Consider the following 20,856-nt stretch of genomic DNA (forward strand, 5'->3'; position numbering starts at 1 on the left):
AGCGGCCGGAGGGCTTTTCAGAGAAGTCGAGTGGCGTCAGGGATCGCCCTGGAAGGTGTTGCAGGCATCCAGGCGGCCGCTGTCGAAGCCGCGCTTGAACCAGCGGCGGCGCTGCTCGGAGGTGCCGTGGTTGAAGCTCTCCGGCACGACATAGCCCTGCATACGCTTCTGCAGCGTATCGTCGCCGATCTGGGTGGCGGCGTTCAGCGCCTCATCGAGGTCGCCGCTTTCCAGAAGCCCCTTCTGCTGCGTGTACTTGCCCCAGATGCCGGCATAGCAATCGGCCTGCAGCTCGACGCGCACGGACATCTGGTTCGCCTCCGCCTCGCTCATGCGCTGGCGTTGCTGGTTGAAGCGCGGCAGGATGCCGGTGAGGTTCTGGACGTGGTGGCCCACCTCGTGCGCGACGACATAGGCCTGGGCGAAGTCGCCGGCCGCGTCGAACTTGTTGGCGAGCTCGTCGAAGAAGCTCATGTCGAGATAGACCTTGTGGTCGCCCGGGCAATAGAACGGCCCGGACGCCGCCGAGGCGAAGCCGCAGGCGGATTTGACGGAGCCGGAGAAGAGCACCATCTTGGGCTCCTCGTATGTCTCGCCCGCTGCCTTGAAGATGCCGTTCCAGGTGTCTTCGGTCTCTGCGAGCACCGTCGCCATGAATTCCTTGGTCTCTTCCTCCTGCGGCGAGGAACGGCGGCTGGCGCTCTCCGTCTGCTCGAAGCCCGGCATGCTGACCTGCCCGCCATTGCCCATGACCTGCAGGAGGTCGATGCCCATCGCCTTGAAGACGAAATAGATGACGACGAGGAAGATGATGGTGCCGATGCTCATGCCGCCGCCGGACCGGCCGCCGCCACCCATCGGAATGCGGAACCCGCCGCCCCGGCCGAAGGGATTGCTGCCTCCCATCGAGGGACCGGCTCCGCGCTGGTCCTCGATATTGCCCGACTGGCGACGACCTTTCCATTCCATGGCGCATTTCCCCGCATTGAATTGCCGACGAACGTTCATCGCATGAATTCGTTCCTCAGCAACGACTTATAGGGCCTGCCGGGGCGCCTTGCAAAACGAAAAGCGGCCCCTCAGCGCCGCCGGAGAAGCCCGCCCCAGCCGGCTTCGCGCACCGCGAGCGCCCCCGCCGCGACGAGCAGGAAACTGACGGCGGCGGCAGCAAGCCCGCTTGCAAGGCCAGACGACCCGTCGAAGATCATCGCCCCCATCACCCGGTGCGGAACGAGGGTGAAGAGACCCGCGACGACGATGCCGCCGAAATACATGCCGGCGACCTGGGCGCGGTGCGCGCGGATATTGCCGCGCCGCGCCGCCATGACGGCCGGCACGCTGGCGAGGATGACGTAGAGCGAAAGGAGATGGATCGGGCTGAAGCCGTGGAATGTGTTGATTCCATGGATGAAGAAGGTCGAAAAACTCGTCGTAACCATCAGGAAAAGCCAGATTTTTCCGAGCAGCCGATGGGCCGGCGTGCCCTTCGGGCGGGCGAGGAGGACGGCGCCGAGCACGGCGGCCGGCAGCACGGTCGCGACGTGGAACTGGACGGCGAAGGATGCATTGGCAAGCGGCTCGAAGGTCATGGCGGGCTCCGGGGACGGTTGAATTCGGCCCCGTCTTCCGCCAATGATCGGGCCGCTTCAAACGCTTTGGCCCGAACGGACGGAAAACTTCGTGGAACGCCCCTTGCTGCAATCCGCGCTTCGTGAACTGCAGGTCTTCCTGCGCGCGCCGCGGTTCTGGGCGACCTTCGGCGCGGTGGTGCTGATCTTCTGGGTGACGGGTCCCTACGGCACCGCGGAGCGGCTGGCCGCCATCCCCCGCCTCGGCTTCTGGCTCGTGCTGCACGCCGTCGCCTGGGCCATCGCCGTCACCGCCATCGTGCTCGTCAACACGCTGCTGCGGGACCGTATCCCGGGCCTTGGCCGCCGCATGGCGCTCGGCACGCTGGTCGCCGGCGTGCCGGTCGGGCTTGCGACGAATGCGATCAGCCTCGCGACCTTCGGCGGCACGCCGACGGTCTTGGACCTTGCCGCAAGCATCGCGACCGGCCTCCTCCTCTCCGCCCTCTTCTGCGCCCTCACCTACTTGACGATGAGCAGCCGGCAGGCCGAGGCGCTCTCCTCCGTCCCCGCGCCGAGCGAGGAGGAGCGGGCAGACGTGCCGCTGCTGCGCCGCCTCAGGCCGGAAAACCGCGGCCCGATCCTGCACATGACCGTCGCCGACCACTATACCGAGGTGACGACCAGCCGCGGGCGGGAATTGATCCTGCTGCGCTTTTCCGATGCCGTGCAGGAAGTCGGCGGCACGCCGGGCTTGCAGGTGCACCGCTCGCATTTCGTTGCCGATGCGCATGTCGAAAGGCTGCTGCGCTCCGAAGGCAAGCTGGCGATCCTCCTGAAGGACGGCAGCGAGATTCCGGTGAGCCGCAGCCGGACGGAGGCGGTGCGCACCCGCTGGGGCTGAATTTTTTCCGGCGCCTGTCGGCTCGCCGTCGCGCCGTTCGTCTCTAGGTATCCGTCAGTCAACCGTGCCAGGAGAAGTCTCATGCGAAAGATCATTGTCGGCGCATTCACCAGCCTCGACGGCGTCATGCAGGCGCCGGGCGGGCCGGACGAGGATCCCGTCGGCGGCTTCCGGTTCGGCGGCTGGGCGGCCGCTGCCTTCGACGAGAAGATGGGCGCCTTCATCGGCGAACTCTTCGCAAAGCCGTTCGACCTGCTGCTCGGCCGCAAGACCTACGACATCTTCGCCGCCCACTGGCCCTATGTGGAGAAGGACGACCCGATCGGCCCGCTCTTCGACCGCATCGACAAATATGTCGCGACCCGTAACCCGGCCTTCGAACCCACCTGGCAGAACAGCCATGTGCTCGGCCCGGACGCGGTCTCCGCCGTGCGCAAGCTGAAAAGCGGCGACGGGCCGGACCTCCTGACGCAAGGCTCCACCGAATTCCTGAAAGCGCTGTTCGAGAACGACCTCGTCGACGAGATCCACGTCTCCGTCTTCCCGGTCATCCTCGGCAAGGGCAAGCGGCTCTTCGGCGACGCCTCCTTCCCGCGCGCCTTGACGCTGATCGATTCGCGCACCAGCGACACCGGCATCGTCATGAGCCGCTATGCCCGCGCCGGCGATGTCGCCATCGGCTCCTTTGAATTCGAGACGCCGACCGACGCCGAGCTGGAGCGCCGCCGCAACCTCGCCTGATGGGATTCACTCCAGCCCCTCCTCCTTCACCGTCTCCGCCAGCCACGCGGCGAAGGCGGACATGGCGGGGGTGAGGCTGCGCGATTGCAGGCGGGTCAGCCAGTAGCTGCCGAGCGCGACGCTGGTGCGGAAAGGCTGGACGACAGCCCCGGCGGCCAAGAGCCGCGAGAACATCAGCGGCGGCGCGAGGCCGACGCCCGCGCCCTGCAAAACCGCCTCCATCATGGCGAGCGAGGTGTCGAAGACGATGGCGTTCTGCGGCGGCGGCGTGCGCGGCAGCCCGGCCGCCTCGAACCAGCGCGTCCACTCGTCGCGCCGATAGGAGCGCAGCAGCGTCAGTCCGAGCAGGTCGGCCGGCTCCTTGAGGTCGCGCGCGACGGCGGGAATGGCGAGCACGGACAGCGGCGCATCGAAGAGACGCACGGCATCCGTCCCATGCCATGCGCCGGCCCCGAAGCGGATGGCGAAATCGAGCCCTTCGGCGGCAAGGTCCACCCGGTTGTTGTTGGTGGAAAGCCGCACCTCCACGAAGGGATGGCGCTCGCGGAAGCCGGCAAGGCGCGGCAGCAGCCAGCCGACAGCGAAGGTGCCGACCGCACCCACCGTCAATATCTCCCGCACATGCCCGCCGCGAAAACGCTCCACCGCATCCGCCATGCGGTCGAAACTGTCGCGCAGCACCGGCAGGAGGCTTTCCCCCTCCGCGGTGATCATCAGCCCGCGCGGCAGGCGCTTGAAGAGCACGACGCCCATCTGCTCCTCCAGGCTCTTCACCTGATGGCTGACGGCCGCCTGCGTGACATTCAGCTCGATGGCCGCCCGCGTGAAGGAAAGATGGCGGGCGGAGGCCTCGAAAGCGCGGAAGGCATTCAGCGGCAGATAAGGCCGAACCATAGCAATGCCCCAATTTTCCTAATGGCTGAGACCAGTATTCATCTTTTGTCAGGCCATGAAAGCATTGCTATCCATGATGCACAAGTCATTCGGAAATAGAGGAAAACGTGATGGACCTGCGTCCCTTCGCGGCCGGCGTCCTGCTGGCCGCCGGCTTCGCCATGCCCGTCGAGGCCCGCATTATTTGTAGCATCGTCGCCGATGCGGAAAACGGCGAGATCATCCTGGAAAAGGGCGACTGCAAGACGCGCGTCACCCCCGCCTCCACCTTCAAGGTGCCGCTCGCGGTAATGGGCTACGATTCCGGTTTCCTCGAAAATGCCGAGGAGCCGGTGCTGCCCTTCATCAAGGGCTATCCCGACTGGGGCGGCGACAACTGGCGCCAGCCGACGACGCCACGGCGCTGGCTGGAATATTCCGTCGTCTGGTACTCCCAGCGCATCACCGAATTCCTCGGCTACGAGCGGCTGCGCGACTATGCCGAAGCCTTCGGCTACGGCAATGCCGACATGACCGGCGACCCCGGCAAGGACAACGGCCTCGAACGTGCCTGGATCGCCTCCTCGCTGAAGATCTCCCCGCGCGAGCAGGTGGAATTCCTGCGCAAGCTGGTGAACCATGAGCTGCCCGTCTCCGCCGAGGCGATGGATGCGGCGATGGAGATCGTCGAGGGACGCGACATCGCCGACGGCTGGCGGGCGCAGGGCAAGACCGGCATGGCCTATTCGAAGAAGCCGGACGGCACCACGCCGAACTATGGCCGCCCCTGGGGCTGGTATGTCGGCTGGGCACGCCGCGAGGACCGCACCGTCGTCTTCGCCCGGCTGATACAGGACGAGAAGAAACAGGAACCGCGCACCAGCCTGCGCGCGCGGGACGGCATCCTCGCGGAATTGCCGGGCATTCTGGCCGGCGAATAGGCCCTGCCCTCGCCACGCCCGCGACACCTTAGATCGGCAAAGGAAGTCCCAGCACTTTTCCTGTCTATGTCGCGGAGTCAGGTTGCGCTGCCCGTCCTGCCTTTACACGGCCGATCCATTGGCCGGAGGTGACCCGCGTTCACGCCGAAACGTGTTCCTCTCCCAATGGCAACGGCACACGCACCAGGCGTAAACGAGGAACGTTGTTCCTCTGACGCAAAGCATACCTGTTGAAAAATGACTGGTACCCCTTCCAGGCTGACAGGGAAGTGGCACCACCGGCTGCTGGCTTGGTCCGTTGCCGCTACCGTAAACTCAAGCTCTATTGGTCCTCCGGCGATCAAGCTGAATAGGAGGGCCACGGAAACTATGGCGGTGTGTCCGCACAGGAAGCCGATAAATGGGCTCATCAACTGTAGGAAAACCTTTTTTCCCTCTCCAATATCCCGGTGGATGCTCTTATCCGCCACCATGACCCACGCGGATAACGTAGCCGACAGGAGACCTACGACAATACGCAGAATGAAGGTATTCTGGGAGAACTCCACCGAAGGTAAAAAATGAAAGTTCAATAACATATTCACCCCGGGAACCGTGGTGCCGAGGATTAGTATCGTGAACCAGACGCCCCGCATCAGCTTCAAATACGGTGACACGGCAAACTGCTCTTCAGCTTCTTCCATTGCAAATCCCAAGCCTGGGGCACACCAGCAGAGTATGAAAATTCATCTCCCTTGATATTCATATTTTGCCGTATGCACAGGGGATGCCTGCCCACGCCCGCGACACCCCGGATCGGCAGCGCAAAGCCCCCGCACTTTTCCTGTCGATTCGGCGATTTTCGGGGTTCCGCTCGCCCCTTCCTTTGCCTATAAGCCGCTTCTAGCCTTTGAACGACCATAGATGCGCGCCCGGCCGGTGAACCCATCACCATGGCCGGTTTTTCGCGCACGCGGAAGAACGGATAGAGAGATGCCCAAGCGCCAAGATTTGAAATCGATCCTCATCATCGGCGCGGGGCCGATCGTCATCGGTCAGGCCTGCGAATTCGACTATTCCGGAACCCAGGCCTGCAAGGCCCTGAAGGAGGAAGGCTACCGCGTCATCCTCGTCAACTCCAACCCCGCGACGATCATGACCGATCCGGGCCTCGCCGACGCGACCTATGTCGAGCCGATCACCCCCGAGGTCGTGGCAAAAATCATCGCCAAGGAGCGCCCGGACGCGCTGCTGCCGACCATGGGCGGCCAGACGGCACTGAACACCGCGCTTTCTCTCAAGCGCATGGGCGTGCTCGACCGCTACAATGTCGAGATGATCGGCGCCAAGCCCGAGGCCATCGACAAGGCCGAGGACCGCGCTCTCTTCCGCGAGGCCATGGCGAAGATCGGCCTCGAAACGCCGAAGTCCATGCTCGCCAACGCCACCGAGATCAAGGACAAGGACCGCAAGCTCCACGAGGCCGAGCGCGCCAAGCTGAAGGCGGAGCTTTCGGGCGACGCGCTCGACAAGGCGCTGGACGAGCTGGAGAACCAGTGGAACCTCGGCGAGACCGACCGCAAGCAGCGCTACATGAGCCACGCCATGGCGATCGGCGCGCAGGCGCTCGACACGATCGGCCTGCCGGCCATCATCCGCCCGTCCTTCACGCTCGGCGGCACCGGCGGCGGCATCGCCTATAACCGCTCGGAATTCTTCGAGATCGTCAATTCCGGCCTCGACGCCTCCCCGACCACGGAAGTCCTCATCGAGGAATCCGTCCTCGGCTGGAAGGAATACGAGATGGAAGTCGTCCGCGACAAGGCGGACAACTGCATCATCATCTGCTCCATCGAGAACATCGACCCGATGGGCGTGCATACGGGTGACTCGATCACCGTCGCCCCGGCCTTGACCCTGACGGACAAGGAATACCAGATCATGCGCAACGCCTCCATCGCGGTGCTGCGCGAGATCGGCGTCGAGACGGGCGGCTCCAACGTGCAGTTCGCCGTCAACCCGGAAAACGGCCGCCTCGTCGTCATCGAGATGAACCCGCGCGTCTCGCGCTCCTCCGCGCTCGCCTCCAAGGCCACCGGCTTCCCCATCGCCAAGATCGCGGCGAAGCTCGCTATCGGCTACACGCTGGACGAGCTGGAGAACGACATCACCGGCGGCGCGACCCCGGCCTCCTTCGAGCCGTCCATCGACTATGTCGTGACGAAGATCCCGCGCTTCGCCTTCGAGAAGTTCCCCGGCGCCGAGCCGACGCTGACCACCGCCATGAAATCGGTCGGTGAGGTCATGGCCATCGGCCGCACCTTCGCCGAATCGCTCCAGAAGGCCCTGCGCGGCCTCGAAACGGGCCTCACCGGCCTCGACGAGATCGAAATCCCCGGCCTTGGCGACGGTAACGACAACAATGCCATCCGCGCCGCCATCTCCACCCCGACGCCGGACCGCCTGCGCATGGTCGCCCAGGCGCTGCGCATGGGCCTGACGCCGGAGGAAGTCCACGAAGGCTCCAAGATCGACCCGTGGTTCCTCGAGCAGTTCAAGGCCATCGTCGACATGGAGGCCCGCATCCGCGAACACGGCCTTCCGGCCGACGCCGAGAACCTGCGCATGCTGAAGGCCATGGGCTTCTCCGACGCGCGCCTCGCCACCCTCTCCGGCAAGCGCCCGAAGGAAGTGGCGGAACTGCGCAACGGCCTGAATGTCCGCCCGGTCTTCAAGCGCATCGATACCTGCGCCGCCGAATTCGCCTCGCCGACCGCCTACATGTACTCGACCTACGAGACGCCATTTGCCGGCGCGACGCGCTCGGAAGCCGGCATTTCGGATCGCAAGAAGGTCGTCATCCTCGGCGGCGGGCCGAACCGCATCGGCCAGGGCATCGAGTTCGACTATTGCTGCTGCCATGCCGCCTTCGCCCTGAAGGATGCCGGCTATGAAGCCATCATGGTCAACTGCAACCCGGAAACCGTCTCGACCGACTACGACACCTCCGACCGTCTCTATTTCGAGCCGCTGACGGCCGAGGACGTCATCGAGATCCTGAAGGCCGAGCAGACCAACGGCGAAGTCGTCGGCGTCATCGTGCAGTTCGGCGGCCAGACCCCGCTGAAGCTCGCCGAAGCGCTGGAGAAGAACGGCATCCCGATCCTCGGCACCGCCCCTGATATGATCGACCTTGCCGAAGACCGCGACCGCTTCCAGAAGCTGCTCCAGAAGCTGGACCTCGCCCAGCCGAACAACGGCATCGCCTATTCCGTCGAGCAGGCCCGCCTCGTCGCGGCCGAGATCGGCTTCCCGCTGGTCGTGCGCCCGTCCTACGTGCTTGGCGGCCGCGCCATGCAGATCATCCATTCGGAAGGCCAGCTCCAGACCTATCTGCTCGATACGGTGCCCGAACTCGTTCCCGAGGACATCAAGCAGCGCTACCCGAACGACAAGACCGGCCAGATCAACACCCTGCTCGGCAAGAATCCGCTGCTCTTCGACAGCTACCTGACCAATGCGACGGAAGTCGACGTCGACGCACTCTGCGACGGCAAGGACGTCTTCGTCTCGGGCATTATGGAGCATATCGAGGAAGCCGGCATCCATTCGGGCGACTCGGCCTGCTCGCTGCCGGTCCACACGCTCTCCAGCGAAATCGTCGACGAGCTGGAGCGCCAGACCAAGGCCCTCGCCAAGGCGCTCAACGTCGGCGGCCTGATGAACGTGCAATACGCCATCAAGGACGGCACGATCTACGTGCTGGAAGTCAACCCGCGCGCCTCGCGCACCGTGCCTTTCGTCGCCAAGACCATCGGCGCGCCGATCGCCAAGATCGCCGCCCGCGTCATGGCCGGCGAAAGTCTCGACGTGGCGATTGCCGCCTATGGCGCGAAGCCGGACCCGCGCAACCTCAAGCACATCGCCGTCAAGGAAGCCGTGTTCCCCTTCGCCCGCTTCCCGGGCGTCGATACGCTGCTCGGCCCGGAAATGCGCTCGACCGGCGAGGTCATCGGCCTCGACACCGACTTCGCGCTCGCCTTCGCCAAGTCGCAGCTCGGCGCCGGCGTCGACCTGCCGCGCGAGGGCACGGTCTTCGTCTCCGTGCGTGACGAGGACAAGGAGCGCGTGCTGGCGGCCGTGCGCCTCTTGACCGACATCGGCTTCAAGGTCATGGCGACCTCCGGCACCGCCCGCTTCCTCGCCGAAAAGGGCATCGAGGCGATCAAGGTCAACAAGGTGCAGGAGGGCCGTCCGCATGTGGAGGACGCCATCCGCAACCGCCAGGTCAGCCTCGTCATCAACACGACGGACAGCAGCAAGGCGATCTCGGACTCGAAGTCGCTCCGCCGCGCCGCCCTGATGCAGAAGGTGCCCTACTACACCACCATGGCCGGCGCCAAAGCCGCCGCCCAGGCGATCAAGGCGCTCAAGCAGGGCCAGTTGGAAGTACGTCCGCTTCAGTCGTATTTCTGAGGCCGATTCTTCGAAATGCTGAAAGCCGGGCGCGTTGCCCGGCTCAGACGAAGCCCTCTCTTCCGTCATGCTCGGGCCTGTCCCGGGCATCTGCAACCCCTCGATTTTCAATGCGCTGGCAGATCCTCGGCACAAGGCCGAGGATGACGGCGGTAGGTGAGACGGTTTGTCAGCAAGCTGAGCCGGGCAACATTACCCGGCTTTTTCATTGAGCGATGAGTCTTTCCGCCAGATGCCCTATGGTCTTCATGTCCTCGACGAAGAGGCCGTGCTGGCGGCGGCGCTCCGCCTCGTCGGGCAGGCGCAGCAGGAAGGAGGGGTGGACGGTCGGGTAGAGCACGATATTGTCCTGCATGGCGATCGGCTTGCCGCGCAGCCGGCTCAGCGGTCCCTGCTGCCCGCTCAGCGCATAGAGCGCGGTGGCCCCGAGCGCGACGACGAGGCTCGGCCGCACCAGCTCCATCTCCTTCGCCAGCCACCAGCGGCAATGCTCGATCTCGCCGCGGTTCGGCTTCTCGTGAATGCGGCGCTTGCCGCGCGGCACATATTTGAAGTGCTTCACCGCATTCGTGAGGTAAAGCGTCTCGCGGGCAATGCCAGCCTCCTTCAATACCGCGTCGAAGACACGGCCCGCCGGGCCGACGAAGGGACGCCCGGCAAGGTCCTCCTGGTCGCCCGGCTGCTCGCCCACCATCATGATCCGCGCCTCCGGTGGCCCCTCCCCGAAAACGGTCTGCGTCGCGGCGCAATGCAGCGGACAGCGCGTGCAGCCCCGCGCCTCCTCGCGCAAGGCCCCGATCGTGCCGGCGTTTGCCGGCATGGGCGGCGCCAAGGTGCGGGCCGCCTCCTGCAGGCGATGGTGGAAGGGCGGCGGATCACTGGCGGCGCGCTCGGCCATGGCCCGCACATTCGCCTCGGCATTGGCGATGAGGTCCGGGATCAGATCCGCCTCCGGCAGGTGGCGCCAGTATTTCTTCGGCATTTCCGCCTGCATGGCCTTCAGCTTCAGCCGGGCCGGATTGAAGATGCTGGCATAGTAGGTGCGCCAGAGTTCGTCCGTCGGATCGCCATGGCCGGGATTTTCGCCGGGGCGCGTGTCGAAGATCAGGCTTTCGCCATCCCAGCTCGCCGTTCCCCGCGGCGTGGCGATGATCCAGTCCATGTCGGCAAAGCGCCGACGGAAGAACGGCGCGGTCCGGGCGACGACGAAATGCGACGGCTCGAACCAGGCGAAGAAGCGGCGGCGCCCCTCCGCCTGCCCGGCGATCTCCTTGAAGCGCACGAAGGCCGTCATCTTGTGGCTGTCGCGATGCACGTTCTTCGCCAGAAGCCGCGCCCAGGCGACATCCTTGTCCGCCGTAAGCTCCAGCAGGCGCTTGTCCGATTGCAGGCGCCAGAGCAGCCGGTACAGGAGATGAAAGCGGCCGGGCTCCGTATGGCAGGCGACCGCCTCGGCCAGGGAAAGGAAACCCGCGGGAACGGTGAGCGGCGCGGCCGCCGGATCCGGCCCCGGCAGATCCGGCGCGGCTTCGAACAGCTCCTCCTCCATCCCGCCGATCCGCCAGTCCACCTGCTGCGGCGAAAGGCCGGCGGCAGCGAGCGCGCGGGCCGCGTCCCGCCATTCGGAAAAATCGCCCCGCCCGACAAGGCAAACCCTGTGCATCAGAGCAGCGAAAGCTGTTCCGGCCTGGGGGCGAAGACGGCTTTCAGGTCGTCCCTATCGGCAAGGCGACGCGGCACCCAGCCCTCCGCCTCGATGAACGCTCGCACCCTGCGCAGGGAAACGCCGAGCCGGGCGAGGTCCTCCAGCCGCAGGCGGCGGAACCGACGGCTGGACAGGATGGCGTCCACCGACTTCGTGCCGAAGCCCGGAACCCGCAGCAGCCGCTCGCGCTCCGCCCGGTTGACATCGACCGGAAAGGCGTGGCGGTTGGCGAGCGCCCAGGCAAGCTTCGGATCCATGTCGAGATCGAGCATGCCCCCGGTCGAGGCCGTGATCTCGTCGATGCCGAAGCCATAGAAGCGGTAGAGCCAGTCCGCCTGGTAGAGCCGATGCTCGCGCACCAGCGGCGGCTTGATCAGCGGCAGCGCGCGGGACGCGTCGGGAATGGGGCTGAAGGCGGAATAATAGACGCGCTTCAAGCCGTAGCTGCCATAAAGCCGGGCGCTGGTCTTCAAAATGGTAGCGTCGTCGGCCCCGTCGGCACCCACGATCATCTGCGTGCTCTGGCCGCCGGGCACGAAGCGCTTGCGCCGTTTCGACTGCAGGGTGGGTTCCGCCGCCGCCTCGATCTTGCGGCGAAGCTCGCCCATCGCGCGGCGGATGCCCTCCGGCCGCTTTTCCGGCGCGAGCCGCCCGATGCCGGCATCCGTCGGCAGCTCGATATTGAGCGACAGGCGATCGGCGTAAAGCCCCGCCTCCTCGATCAGCTCGGGCGCGGCGTCGGGAATGGATTTCAGGTGGATATAGCCGCGAAAACCATGCTCGGTCCTGAGCTCCCGCGCCACGCGCACCATCTCGCCCATCGTGTGATCGGGCGAGCGGATGATGCCGGACGACAGGAACAGGCCCTCGATATAGTTGCGCCGGTAGAATTCCAGCGTCAGCCAGATCACCTCCTCCGGCGTGAAGCGGGCGCGCTCCACGTTGCTGGACGAGCGGTTGATGCAATAGGCGCAATCGAAGATGCAGAAATTGGTGAGCAGGATCTTGAGCAGCGAGATGCAACGGCCGTCCGGCGCATAGGCATGGCAGATGCCTGCCCCTTCCGTCGAGCCGAGCCCGCCGGTCTTCACGGAGTCGCGCTTGACCGTGCCGCTGGACGCGCAGGAGGCATCGTATTTGGCGGCATCCGACAGGATGGCCAAGCGCTGTTGCAGCGATTTCTTCATATTTGTTCACTATATGTTCTGAAAGCCAGAGTCAATGGAGGATGGATCATCGGCGGCTCAATAGCCGCCGATGATCGGGAGCACTTCTCCCGTGATATAGCTGGAGCATTGCGGCGAGGCGAGGAAGACATAGGCCGGCGCCAGCTCTTCCGGCTGGGCCGGCCGCTTCATCGGCGTCTGCGCACCGAATTTCGCCACGTCCTCCGCCGCCTTGTCGGAAGGGTTGAGCGGCGTCCAGACCGGCCCCGGCGCCACGGCATTGACGCGAATGCCCCGCGGCACGAGCTGGCCGGCGAGCGAACGCGTGAAGGCATGGATGCCGCCCTTGGTCATCGAATAGTCGATGAGGTCCTTGGAGCCCTCCAGCCCCGTGACCGAGCCGGTATTGACGATCGCCGACCCCACCTTCATATGCGGCACCGCGGCCTGCGCCATGAAGAAATAGCCATAGAGATTGGTCTTCAGCGTCTCGTCGAAATGCTCTTCGGAAAGGTCGGCGATATCCTTCGTGTGCACCTGGAAGGCGGCATTGTTCACGAGGATATCGAGCCGCCCTAAGTCCCGCACCACGCATTTCACCGTCTGCACGCAGAACGCCTTGTCCTTGACGTCGCCGGCAAAGGCGATGCAGCGCCGGCCTTCCGCCTCCACGGCCGCGATCGTCTCCCGCGCATCCTCCCCTTCCGCAAGATGCACGATGGCGACATCCGCCCCCTCGCGCGCAAAGAGCACGGCGACCGCCCGCCCGATGCCGGAATCCCCGCCAGTGATGAGCGCCACCTTGTCCTTCAGCTTTTCCGAACCCTTGTAGAAGGGAGCGTCGTACATCGGCGCCGGATCGAGCGTGGCCTCCCTCCCGGGCTTCGGCTGGTGCTGCTCGGGAAAGGGCGGCGCGGGATAGGGCCGCGCACCGGCCTGCATGGCGCCGGGCTTTTCGCTCCTGCCCTTGCGGTCGGCCTTGGCCACCTCTTCCTGGATGTCGCGCTGCTTTTCTGCCGTGCGGGCGGACTGGCTCGGGCTCATCGCTCTCTCCTCAAAGTTCGGTGGGTCGGATATTGTCGACACGGACCTTCCCGGCCACGACCCCGCGCGGCCCTTCGACCGGATAGGCAGGGTCCGTCTCGTCGACGACCGTGTAGAGCTTCTCGCTGCGGAAGGCGCTGGACGAGGTCGTGGAATTGCCGTCGCCCGGCAGCGCGTCGATCTCCAGATAGTCAAGCTCCGCCTCCGCCGCAACGACCCGCGCATCGCCGCTGGAGCGGGCGCGCACCACCACCTCGCCCTGGTTCGGCGCAAGGTCCCAGTTCTGGTCGCCCGCCGCCGCGATGGGAACGAGGCGGAAGAGCTTCAATTGCTCCGTGTCGGAATAATTGGCGGCCGGCGCGCCGGTGTCCTGCCGCGGCGCGGTCTCGTCGAAGCCCGCCGACCAGTCGCGGGCCGGCTCCGCCATGCCGGGCGGCGTGCGGTGCGCCGTGGCGTCGTCGCTGCCGGTGATGACCCGCGGCTTGGCGCTGGAAACGCCGTCATTGCCGGCGCCGGCCCGCGAAACCACGAACTGCGGCGCCGCATCCGCATGGACGGCCCGCTCCTCTCCGTTCTCCGCCGCAATAATGCCGTCCGCAGCGGGTGGCGCGTGCGCCTCGGCCTGCACCGCCTGCACGTCCGGATGGCTTACGCCCGCCACCTCCCGGCGTCCTTCGTCATGCATGGCCTGGTTGCCGGACACCTCGCCGGCAAGCTGCTTGAAATAACCGGAAATCTTCTCGATCACACCCATCGTCCATTCCTCATGATCTGGTTTCGAGGCGCGCCATCGCGGCCTTCAGGATCGCGCGGATTTCATCGTCGGCGATCTGCTGGGCGGCGAAGGCGACATCCGGCTCGATGCCGGGATCCTCCTCGTGGTCGCGAACCGTTTCGCTGTCGCGGGCCATGGCGACGAGCACGTCGCGCGCCTCGGGCATGGCGGCGATGACCGAGATGAGTTCGACCAGCAGGCGCCGGTGCGCATTGATCCTGCCTTCCAGATGAACCGTCCCGTCGATTACCATGCACGCCTCCCGCGATAGAGCGCTAACGGCAGCACCGGGCGATTGTTCCGGCCGCTGCGGGTGGTGCGGAAGCAGCGGCGAAAAAACTGGCTTTCGGGGAATGCAATCTGCTATAAGGGCCGTTCAAACGCTTCCGACGGTTCCGGGGATCTTCTCCGGAGACCGTTTTCTTTTGCGTCCGCATGGCTGGGAAGCCGGGCGGCGCGGTCTGAAGGACGGGAATAAAATGGTTGAAAAGGTACCGATGACTCAGGACGGTTTCGTCAAGCTGCAGGAAGAACTGCGCTGGCGTCAGCAGGAAGAGCGTCCGCGAATCATCGAGGCGATCGCCGAGGCGCGCGCCCATGGCGACCTGTCGGAAAACGCCGAGTACCACGCCGCCAAGGAAGCCCAGAGCCACAATGAAGGCCGCATCACGGAGCTGGAAGATTTCGTCGCGCGCGCCGAGGTCATCGACCTTACCAAGATGTCCGGCTCCAAGATCAAGTTCGGCGCGAGGGTCAAGCTCGTCGACGAGGACACCGAGGAAGAGAAGATCTACCAGATCGTCGGCGACCAGGAAGCCGACGTGAAGCAGGGCCGCATCTCGATCTCCTCCCCCATCGCCCGCGCCCTCATCGGCAAGGAAGTCGGCGACTCGATCGAAGTCAACGCCCCCGGCGGCTCCAAGGCCTACGAAATCCTCGCCGTCAGCTGGGGTTGATACACTTTCAGTCGACGAGACGGAGACGTTCCGAATGGCGCGCAAGCCCGTGCTGCTTACGTATCTCAACGGCATGCCGGATTTCGAAAGCATGTATCCGCTTCTTGCCGTGCTGGCGGCGCGCGGCAGGATCGATGTCCGAACAATCATCTACGCGAAGCTTCTACGCAATGAGCCGCGCCTGAAAGCAGCGTTCGAACACTACGGGCATCGGCCAGAAGCAGCCTCTAAATGGCGGATGAAGTTTCTCTTCCAGGAACCTATTCGCAATGCCGACGCCTTACTGGGAATATCCGACCCTTCCTGGGGACCGTGGTCTCGCAGGACGCGAGGAAAGTACATTGTCCGCGTTGGCAAACCTTCGATCTTTCTCCAGCACGGAGTTTATCAGGTGGGTGTCAATGCCCGTCTGATACCGGAGCCAATGCGCTACCATTCCGATCTGCTTCTACTTTGGGAGCCTTTGGGAATGAACAGCGAATTGTTTGCACCGGAAACTGCGGAGCATGTCGTACCAGTCGGCTTCACGAAACAGAATGCGCTGCCCAAGCAGACCGCGTCTCCCGCACTTGCAGATTGGGTGGGACGCTACAGCAAGCGGCTGCTGATTTGCCAATCGTTCCGCTGGGGGTTCGGACGCTTTCAGAAAGACCATATCGATCATTTTTACGACATGGTCGACACGTTGCTGCGCCGCCATCCTGATCTCGGGATCGTCATTCGCTCGCATCGAGGCAAGGTGCGCAGAAACCACCGCTCGCATGATAGAGCGTTGCGCAAGCAGCATGACAACCTGATGTTTTCCCATCAGTATCGCGGCGCGATGAAAGGCTTCACCATTCACGACGCACTGGATATTGTGGATGGCATGATATCGCCGGTCTCCACCACGGTGCTTGATTGCATATATCAGGGAAAGCCAGCAGCGGTCTTCGCCGAGCAAACGCCGCTTTTTAGCCATCTGCCGCAGATTGCAGGCGTCGATGACGCCGAGAACTTCATTGCAACGCTCGGGGATTCTTCCAAAACGGTCGACGAGCCCCTACTGAGGCAATTCGGCAACCTTGAAGCAAACCTCGTGCATGCAGCCGAAGCCGTTGAAAACTTCATGCTGAACGTGCTCCCCAGGAAGCCGTAGATTTTGCTTGCCCTGGCGGCAATCGATAACTCGTGCCTTGACCTTGGGACCATGAAACCTCAATAGAACACCCATCGAACAATGCCCGACAGGGCCAAGGCAGGTGCGTAAACATGCTTGAAGGCAAATCCATTCTCGTAACGGGTGGCACGGGTTCCTTCGGAAACGCCTTCGTCCCGATGACCCTCGCCAAGTACAATCCCAAGCGCATCGTCATCTACTCCCGAGATGAGATGAAACAGTGGGACATGGCCAAGAAGTTCCAGAACGATCCGCGCGTGCGCTTCTTCATCGGCGACGTGCGGGACAAGGAGCGGCTGTACCGGGCACTGGACGGCATCGAGTTCGTGGTCCACGCAGCCGCCACCAAGATCGTGCCGACCGCCGAATACAACCCGTTCGAATGCGTGAAGACGAACATCAATGGCGCGATGAACCTGATCGACGCCTGCATCGACCGGAAGATCCGCCGCGTGGTCGCCCTTTCCACCGACAAGGCGTCGAGCCCGGTCAATCTCTACGGCGCCACCAAGCTTGCGTCTGACAAGCTGTTCGTCGCCGGAAACTCCTATGCAGGCGGCCATGACACGCGCTTCGCGGTCGTGCGCTACGGCAATGTCATGGGGTCGCGCGGCTCGGTGATCCCGTTCTTCCTGTCGATCCGCGACACGGGCGAACTGCCGATCACCGACGAGCGCATGACCCGCTTCATGATCAGCCTGGAGCAGGGCGTCGAACTGGTGTGGCACGCCTTCGACGACATGGCCGGCGGCGAAATCTACGTCAAGAAGATCCCATCGATGAAGGTCTCGGATCTTGCCCGCGCAGTCGCGCCCGAAGCCAGCCACAAGATCGTCGGCATCCGTCCCGGTGAAAAGCTGCACGAGCAGATGATCAGCGAGGAAGACGCTTACTACACCTACGAATATCCCGAGCACTTCAAGATCCTGCCGGCAATCCACAACTGGCACACGACCGGCGAGCGCATCAAGGATGGCGTGCGCGTTCCCGAAGGCTTCAGCTACACCTCCGACAACAACAGGGAATGGATGAGCATCGAGGCCCTGCAGGCGTGGATCCGCGACAACCAGGCCAAGATCGGGGCGATCTGATGATACCCTACGGCCGCCAGGATATATCGCAGGCCGACATAGACGCGGTCATCGAAACCCTCCAGTCGGATTTCCTCACGCAGGGCCCGGCGGTCGAACGGTTCGAGACGGCCCTGACGGACTATTGCGGCGCCGCCTTCGGCGTGGCCGTCAATTCCGCCACCTCCGCCCTGCATATCGCCTGTCTTGCCCTGGAGCTCGGCCCCGGCGATCTGCTCTGGACCTCGCCGATCACCTTCGTGGCTTCGGCCAACTGCGCGCTCTATTGCGGCGCGGATGTCGACTTCGTCGATATCGACCCCGCGACCTTCAACATGTGCCCGCGCGCGCTCGAGACGAAGCTTGAAGCCGCACAAGCGGCCGGCCGCCTTCCCAAGGTCATCGTGCCGGTGCACATGACCGGCCAGTCCTGCGACATGGCCGCCATCGCAGCCCTTGCCCGCAAATTCGGCGTTCGGGTCATCGAAGATGCTTCCCACGCGATCGGCGGGCATTATCTCGGCGCGCCGATCGGCAATTGCGCCCATTCCGACATCACCGTCTTCAGCTTCCACCCCGTCAAGATCGTCACCACCGCCGAAGGCGGCGCCGCGATGACGAATGACGTGAGGCTTGCCGAACGCCTGCGGCTCTTCCGCTCGCACGGCATCACGCGTGACCCGCGGCTGATGACCCACGCCCCCGACGGCCCCTGGTACTACCAGCAGGTCGAGCTCGGCTACAATTACCGGATAACCGACCTACAGGCCGCCCTCGGCGTCAGCCAGATGACCCGGGTGGACGACTATGTCGCCCGTCGCCATGCCATTGCCGACCGCTACGGCGCTCTCCTGGCGGGCCTGCCGATCCTTACCCCGCTGCGTCATCCCGACGGCCGCTCCGCCCTCCACCTCTATGTGATCCGTCTTGCGCCCGAAGCCTTGGAGCGTCCAGGGCATCGTGCCGTTTTCGAAGGCCTGCGCGCGCGCGGCGTCGGCGTCAACCTGCACTACATTCCGGTTCACACCCAGCCCTATTACAGCAAGTTCGGCTTTGCGCCGGGCGACTTCCCCGCCTCCGAAGCCTACTATGCCTCGGCAATCAGCCTCCCGATGTTTCCGACGCTTTCGGAAGACGACCAGCGGCGCGTCGTCGACGCCCTGAAGGACACGCTTGCGGCATGAAGATCGCGATCATCCCGGCGCGAGGCGGCTCTAAGCGCATCCCGCGTAAGAACATAAAGCCTTTCGCAGGCATTCCGATGATTGCCCGGTCGATCCGCACGGCGCAGGAAAGCAAGTGTTTCGACAGGATCGTCGTTTCGACGGACGACGAGGAAATTGCCGGAGTGGCGCGGGCCGAAGGGGCGGAGGTTCCCTTTCTTCGACCGGCCGAACTCAGCAACGATCATGCGGGAACGACGCCGGTCATCGCACACGCGCTCACCTTCCTGCTGGAACAGGGCGACGATATCGACCTCGCATGCTGCATCTACGCCACCGCGCCGTTCATGCAGGCCGGCGATCTCCAGGCTGCCGGCAACCTGATGACGGCAACCGGCGCCGACTACGTCTTTTCGGCCACCGACTTCCCCTTTCCCATCCAGCGGGCAATCCGCGTCGGCCCGCAAGGCGAAGTCGGCATGTTCCATCCCGAACATATGACGACCCGCTCGCAGGACCTCGAACCGGCCTATCACGATGCCGGCCAGTTCTATTGGGGGCGGACGCAGGCCTGGCTGAGCGGTGCACCGATCTTCGGGCCGCGGTCGCGCATCCACCTGATGCCCCGCGTGCGCGTTCAGGATATCGACACGCCGGAAGACTGGCGGCAGGCGGAAGCGATGTATGCCGCCCTGGACGTCATCGCCAAGACCGAGAGCTGAGGAATGGCGAAGCGTATCGTCTTTCGGGCCGACGCATCGACAGAGATCGGCCTCGGCCATGTCATGCGCTGCCTGACGCTGGCGGATGAGCTGCGCGCGCGCGGCAGCGACATTGCATTCATTTGCCGCGAGCATGCCGGCTTCCTTTCACGGCTCATCACGGATCGCGGCTACGGCTTGTCCGTCCTCCCTTCGCCCGCAGGCGGGAAGCAGGGGCCGGCGGATCTCGCGCACGGCAATTGGCTGGGTGTCTCGCTCGAGCAGGAAATAGCGGAGGTAAAGGCACTGCTCGAAAGCGGCACCGAATGGCTGGTCACGGATCATTACGCCATCGACAGGCGCTGGCAGCAGGCAATCCGCCCCTTGGCAAAGAAGATCATGGTCATCGACGACCTCGCCGATCGCCCGCACGATTGCGATTTGCTGCTAGACCAGACGCTGGGTCGCCAGGAAGAAGAATATGCCCGGCTGACGCCTCCCGACACCCGTTTGTTGCTCGGCAGCCGTTACGCCCTCCTACGCCCGAATTTCGCGAATGGCAGGGCGGCTTCGCTCGCATGGAGGCAGAACCGTATTCGGCCGGAACGGATCGTCGTGTCGATGGGCGGCGTCGACCGGGACAACTTCTCTGCCCGCATCCTCGATGCGCTGGCCGGCTGCTCCGATGCGGCCCTGTTTCACGTCACCGTCATTCTCGGCCCGACGGCGCCGTGGCGGGATGTCGTGGCAGAGCATGCCGCCACGGCTCCCTTCCCCGTTGAACTTGCAATCGATCCACCCGATATAGCAACTCTCCTTGCCCGCAGCGATCTTGCGGTCGGCGGCGGAGGCGGCGGCGCCTGGGAACGATGCGCGCTGGGCCTTCCGAGCGTGATCGTCGTCATGGCCGACAACCAGGTCAACGGCGCAAGGCAGCTCGAGGATGCCGGCGCATCGGTCACGATCGGCGCATCCGACGACCTGAGACAGTCCCTGCCGGCGCAGATCGAGAAGATCGTCCGGGACGGCATGCTGCCGGCGATGAGCAAGGCGGCCGCGGCAATCGTCGACGGTCTGGGAGCCCCGCGGGTTGCGAGCGAAATGGAGAGCGAGAACTGGCAATGACGCACGACACCTTGAGATCGATGACCCACGAGGATCTCGATGTTGTGCGCGCATGGCGCAATCATCCGTCCGTCCGGGATTTCATGTTCACGCGGGAGGAAATCGCCGCCGAGGACCATCGAAAATGGTTCGAGAAATGCGCAGCCGATCCGTTGCGTGCGCTGCTGATATTCGAATGCGGCGGCCGGCCGCGGGGCTTCGTGCAGTTCTCTCCCGCCCTGTCCCGGGGCGTTGCCGACTGGGGCTTCTACACGGCACCGGACGCGGAAAAGGGAACCGGCCGCAGGCTTGGCCAGATGGCGCTCACCCATGCATTCGACACGCTGGGTTACGAACGCGTGGCGGGCCAGGCCATAGACGACAATGCCGCGTCGATCCGCATGCACACCGCCCTCGGTTTCACCGAGGAAGGACGCCTGCGCCGACATTTTTTCGACGGCACGAACTGGCACGACATCATATTGTTCGGCCTTCTGAACACCGAATGGCGCGACAGCCAGCAAGGATGAC

The 20,856-nt window shown here is 64.4% G+C and carries 20 protein-coding genes; 11 read left to right on the top strand and 9 right to left on the bottom strand.

What is annotated here, in order from left to right:
* Positions 1-36: 36 nt before the first annotated feature.
* Together ypfJ and ACZ1A1_RS12175 are read right to left on the bottom strand one after the other, a co-directional pair.
* Positions 37-969: a KPN_02809 family neutral zinc metallopeptidase gene (ypfJ, locus tag ACZ1A1_RS12170; protein WP_463620165.1), complete on the bottom strand. Its 933-nt coding sequence runs from the start codon at positions 967-969 to the stop codon at positions 37-39.
* A 110-nt stretch (positions 970-1,079) separates the two neighbouring features.
* On the bottom strand, positions 1,080-1,589 hold the full coding sequence (locus ACZ1A1_RS12175; RefSeq protein ID WP_463620166.1) for a DUF2306 domain-containing protein: 510 nt from the start codon (positions 1,587-1,589) through the stop codon (positions 1,080-1,082).
* 43 nt (positions 1,590-1,632) lie between these two features.
* Between ACZ1A1_RS12175 and ACZ1A1_RS12180 the strand changes: the two genes are divergently transcribed.
* Positions 1,633-2,472, top strand: coding sequence for a LytTR family DNA-binding domain-containing protein (locus tag ACZ1A1_RS12180; RefSeq protein ID WP_463620167.1), 840 nt, complete (start codon positions 1,633-1,635; stop codon positions 2,470-2,472).
* A gap of 81 nt (positions 2,473-2,553) precedes the next feature.
* Positions 2,554-3,213, top strand: coding sequence for a dihydrofolate reductase family protein (locus ACZ1A1_RS12185; RefSeq protein ID WP_463620168.1), 660 nt, complete (start codon positions 2,554-2,556; stop codon positions 3,211-3,213).
* 6 nt (positions 3,214-3,219) lie between these two features.
* On the opposite strand, the gene ACZ1A1_RS12190 is transcribed toward ACZ1A1_RS12185, so the two are convergent.
* Positions 3,220-4,107 carry a LysR family transcriptional regulator gene (locus tag ACZ1A1_RS12190; protein ID WP_463620169.1) on the bottom strand — a complete coding sequence of 296 codons (888 nt, stop codon included), beginning with the start codon at positions 4,105-4,107 and terminating at the stop codon, positions 3,220-3,222.
* Between the two features lie 110 nt (positions 4,108-4,217).
* Here ACZ1A1_RS12190 and blaOXA point away from each other — a divergent pair, with 110 nt between their 5' ends.
* Complete coding sequence (gene blaOXA / locus ACZ1A1_RS12195) at positions 4,218-5,027, top strand: class D beta-lactamase (protein WP_463620170.1); 810 nt, start codon at positions 4,218-4,220, stop codon at positions 5,025-5,027.
* 77 nt (positions 5,028-5,104) lie between these two features.
* On the opposite strand, the gene ACZ1A1_RS12200 is transcribed toward blaOXA, so the two are convergent.
* Positions 5,105-5,710: a hypothetical protein gene (locus ACZ1A1_RS12200; RefSeq protein WP_463620171.1), complete on the bottom strand. Its 606-nt coding sequence runs from the start codon at positions 5,708-5,710 to the stop codon at positions 5,105-5,107.
* A 289-nt stretch (positions 5,711-5,999) separates the two neighbouring features.
* On the opposite strand from ACZ1A1_RS12200, the gene carB reads away from it, so the two are divergent.
* Positions 6,000-9,482: a carbamoyl-phosphate synthase large subunit gene (carB, locus tag ACZ1A1_RS12205; RefSeq protein ID WP_463620172.1), complete on the top strand. Its 3,483-nt coding sequence runs from the start codon at positions 6,000-6,002 to the stop codon at positions 9,480-9,482.
* Positions 9,483-9,687: 205 nt separating this feature from the next.
* On the opposite strand, the gene ACZ1A1_RS12210 is transcribed toward carB, so the two are convergent.
* From ACZ1A1_RS12210 to ACZ1A1_RS12230, 5 genes are all read right to left on the bottom strand, one after another.
* Positions 9,688-11,145, bottom strand: a complete 1,458-nt coding sequence (locus ACZ1A1_RS12210) for a UdgX family uracil-DNA binding protein (protein WP_463620173.1) — start codon at positions 11,143-11,145, stop codon at positions 9,688-9,690.
* On the bottom strand, positions 11,145-12,374 hold the full coding sequence (locus ACZ1A1_RS12215) for a putative DNA modification/repair radical SAM protein (protein ID WP_463620174.1): 1,230 nt from the start codon (positions 12,372-12,374) through the stop codon (positions 11,145-11,147). Before ACZ1A1_RS12215 ends, ACZ1A1_RS12210 begins: the two co-directional genes overlap by 1 nt.
* Before the next feature lie 57 nt (positions 12,375-12,431).
* Positions 12,432-13,397, bottom strand: coding sequence for an SDR family oxidoreductase (locus tag ACZ1A1_RS12220; RefSeq protein WP_463620175.1), 966 nt, complete (start codon positions 13,395-13,397; stop codon positions 12,432-12,434).
* Positions 13,398-13,407: 10 nt separating this feature from the next.
* Complete coding sequence (locus ACZ1A1_RS12225) at positions 13,408-13,725, bottom strand: hypothetical protein (RefSeq protein ID WP_415213121.1); 318 nt, start codon at positions 13,723-13,725, stop codon at positions 13,408-13,410.
* Positions 13,726-14,161: 436 nt separating this feature from the next.
* Complete coding sequence (locus ACZ1A1_RS12230; RefSeq protein ID WP_463620176.1) at positions 14,162-14,425, bottom strand: hypothetical protein; 264 nt, start codon at positions 14,423-14,425, stop codon at positions 14,162-14,164.
* A gap of 226 nt (positions 14,426-14,651) precedes the next feature.
* Here ACZ1A1_RS12230 and greA point away from each other — a divergent pair, with 226 nt between their 5' ends.
* From greA to pseH, 7 genes are all read left to right on the top strand, one after another.
* On the top strand, positions 14,652-15,128 hold the full coding sequence (greA, locus tag ACZ1A1_RS12235) for a transcription elongation factor GreA (RefSeq protein WP_415213630.1): 477 nt from the start codon (positions 14,652-14,654) through the stop codon (positions 15,126-15,128).
* A gap of 34 nt (positions 15,129-15,162) precedes the next feature.
* On the top strand, positions 15,163-16,266 hold the full coding sequence (locus ACZ1A1_RS12240; protein WP_463620177.1) for a hypothetical protein: 1,104 nt from the start codon (positions 15,163-15,165) through the stop codon (positions 16,264-16,266).
* A 113-nt stretch (positions 16,267-16,379) separates the two neighbouring features.
* On the top strand, positions 16,380-17,378 hold the full coding sequence (pseB, locus tag ACZ1A1_RS12245) for a UDP-N-acetylglucosamine 4,6-dehydratase (inverting) (protein WP_463620178.1): 999 nt from the start codon (positions 16,380-16,382) through the stop codon (positions 17,376-17,378).
* Positions 17,378-18,541 (top strand): UDP-4-amino-4,6-dideoxy-N-acetyl-beta-L-altrosamine transaminase, encoded by a 1,164-nt coding sequence (gene pseC / locus ACZ1A1_RS12250; RefSeq protein ID WP_463620179.1) that lies wholly within the window; start codon positions 17,378-17,380, stop codon positions 18,539-18,541. Before pseB ends, pseC begins: the two co-directional genes overlap by 1 nt.
* Positions 18,538-19,242, top strand: coding sequence for a pseudaminic acid cytidylyltransferase (pseF, locus tag ACZ1A1_RS12255; RefSeq protein ID WP_463620180.1), 705 nt, complete (start codon positions 18,538-18,540; stop codon positions 19,240-19,242). Before pseC ends, pseF begins: the two co-directional genes overlap by 4 nt.
* A gap of 3 nt (positions 19,243-19,245) precedes the next feature.
* Positions 19,246-20,346, top strand: a complete 1,101-nt coding sequence (gene pseG / locus ACZ1A1_RS12260) for a UDP-2,4-diacetamido-2,4,6-trideoxy-beta-L-altropyranose hydrolase (RefSeq protein WP_463620181.1) — start codon at positions 19,246-19,248, stop codon at positions 20,344-20,346.
* Positions 20,343-20,855 (top strand): UDP-4-amino-4,6-dideoxy-N-acetyl-beta-L-altrosamine N-acetyltransferase, encoded by a 513-nt coding sequence (gene pseH / locus ACZ1A1_RS12265; RefSeq protein WP_463620182.1) that lies wholly within the window; start codon positions 20,343-20,345, stop codon positions 20,853-20,855. The genes pseG and pseH overlap by 4 nt, the downstream gene beginning before the upstream one ends.
* The last annotated feature ends 1 nt before the right edge of the window (position 20,856 follow it).

The organism is Shinella sp. R2-11 (assembly GCF_055330205.1).

Excerpts from the sequence above, each read along its gene's own strand:
- ypfJ (WP_463620165.1), bottom strand. The coding sequence starts at position 969 with ATGGAATGGAAAGGTCGTCGCCAGTCGGGCAATATCGAGGACCAGCGC.
- ACZ1A1_RS12175 (WP_463620166.1), bottom strand. The coding sequence starts at position 1,589 with ATGACCTTCGAGCCGCTTGCCAATGCATCCTTCGCCGTCCAGTTCCAC.
- ACZ1A1_RS12180 (WP_463620167.1), top strand. The coding sequence starts at position 1,633 with ATGATCGGGCCGCTTCAAACGCTTTGGCCCGAACGGACGGAAAACTTC.
- ACZ1A1_RS12185 (WP_463620168.1), top strand. The coding sequence starts at position 2,554 with ATGCGAAAGATCATTGTCGGCGCATTCACCAGCCTCGACGGCGTCATG.
- ACZ1A1_RS12190 (WP_463620169.1), bottom strand. The coding sequence starts at position 4,107 with ATGGTTCGGCCTTATCTGCCGCTGAATGCCTTCCGCGCTTTCGAGGCC.
- blaOXA (WP_463620170.1), top strand. The coding sequence starts at position 4,218 with ATGGACCTGCGTCCCTTCGCGGCCGGCGTCCTGCTGGCCGCCGGCTTC.
- ACZ1A1_RS12200 (WP_463620171.1), bottom strand. The coding sequence starts at position 5,710 with ATGGAAGAAGCTGAAGAGCAGTTTGCCGTGTCACCGTATTTGAAGCTG.
- carB (WP_463620172.1), top strand. The coding sequence starts at position 6,000 with ATGCCCAAGCGCCAAGATTTGAAATCGATCCTCATCATCGGCGCGGGG.
- ACZ1A1_RS12210 (WP_463620173.1), bottom strand. The coding sequence starts at position 11,145 with ATGCACAGGGTTTGCCTTGTCGGGCGGGGCGATTTTTCCGAATGGCGG.
- ACZ1A1_RS12215 (WP_463620174.1), bottom strand. The coding sequence starts at position 12,374 with ATGAAGAAATCGCTGCAACAGCGCTTGGCCATCCTGTCGGATGCCGCC.
- ACZ1A1_RS12220 (WP_463620175.1), bottom strand. The coding sequence starts at position 13,397 with ATGAGCCCGAGCCAGTCCGCCCGCACGGCAGAAAAGCAGCGCGACATC.
- ACZ1A1_RS12230 (WP_463620176.1), bottom strand. The coding sequence starts at position 14,425 with ATGGTAATCGACGGGACGGTTCATCTGGAAGGCAGGATCAATGCGCAC.
- greA (WP_415213630.1), top strand. The coding sequence starts at position 14,652 with ATGGTTGAAAAGGTACCGATGACTCAGGACGGTTTCGTCAAGCTGCAG.
- ACZ1A1_RS12240 (WP_463620177.1), top strand. The coding sequence starts at position 15,163 with ATGGCGCGCAAGCCCGTGCTGCTTACGTATCTCAACGGCATGCCGGAT.
- pseB (WP_463620178.1), top strand. The coding sequence starts at position 16,380 with ATGCTTGAAGGCAAATCCATTCTCGTAACGGGTGGCACGGGTTCCTTC.
- pseC (WP_463620179.1), top strand. The coding sequence starts at position 17,378 with ATGATACCCTACGGCCGCCAGGATATATCGCAGGCCGACATAGACGCG.
- pseF (WP_463620180.1), top strand. The coding sequence starts at position 18,538 with ATGAAGATCGCGATCATCCCGGCGCGAGGCGGCTCTAAGCGCATCCCG.
- pseG (WP_463620181.1), top strand. The coding sequence starts at position 19,246 with ATGGCGAAGCGTATCGTCTTTCGGGCCGACGCATCGACAGAGATCGGC.
- pseH (WP_463620182.1), top strand. The coding sequence starts at position 20,343 with ATGACGCACGACACCTTGAGATCGATGACCCACGAGGATCTCGATGTT.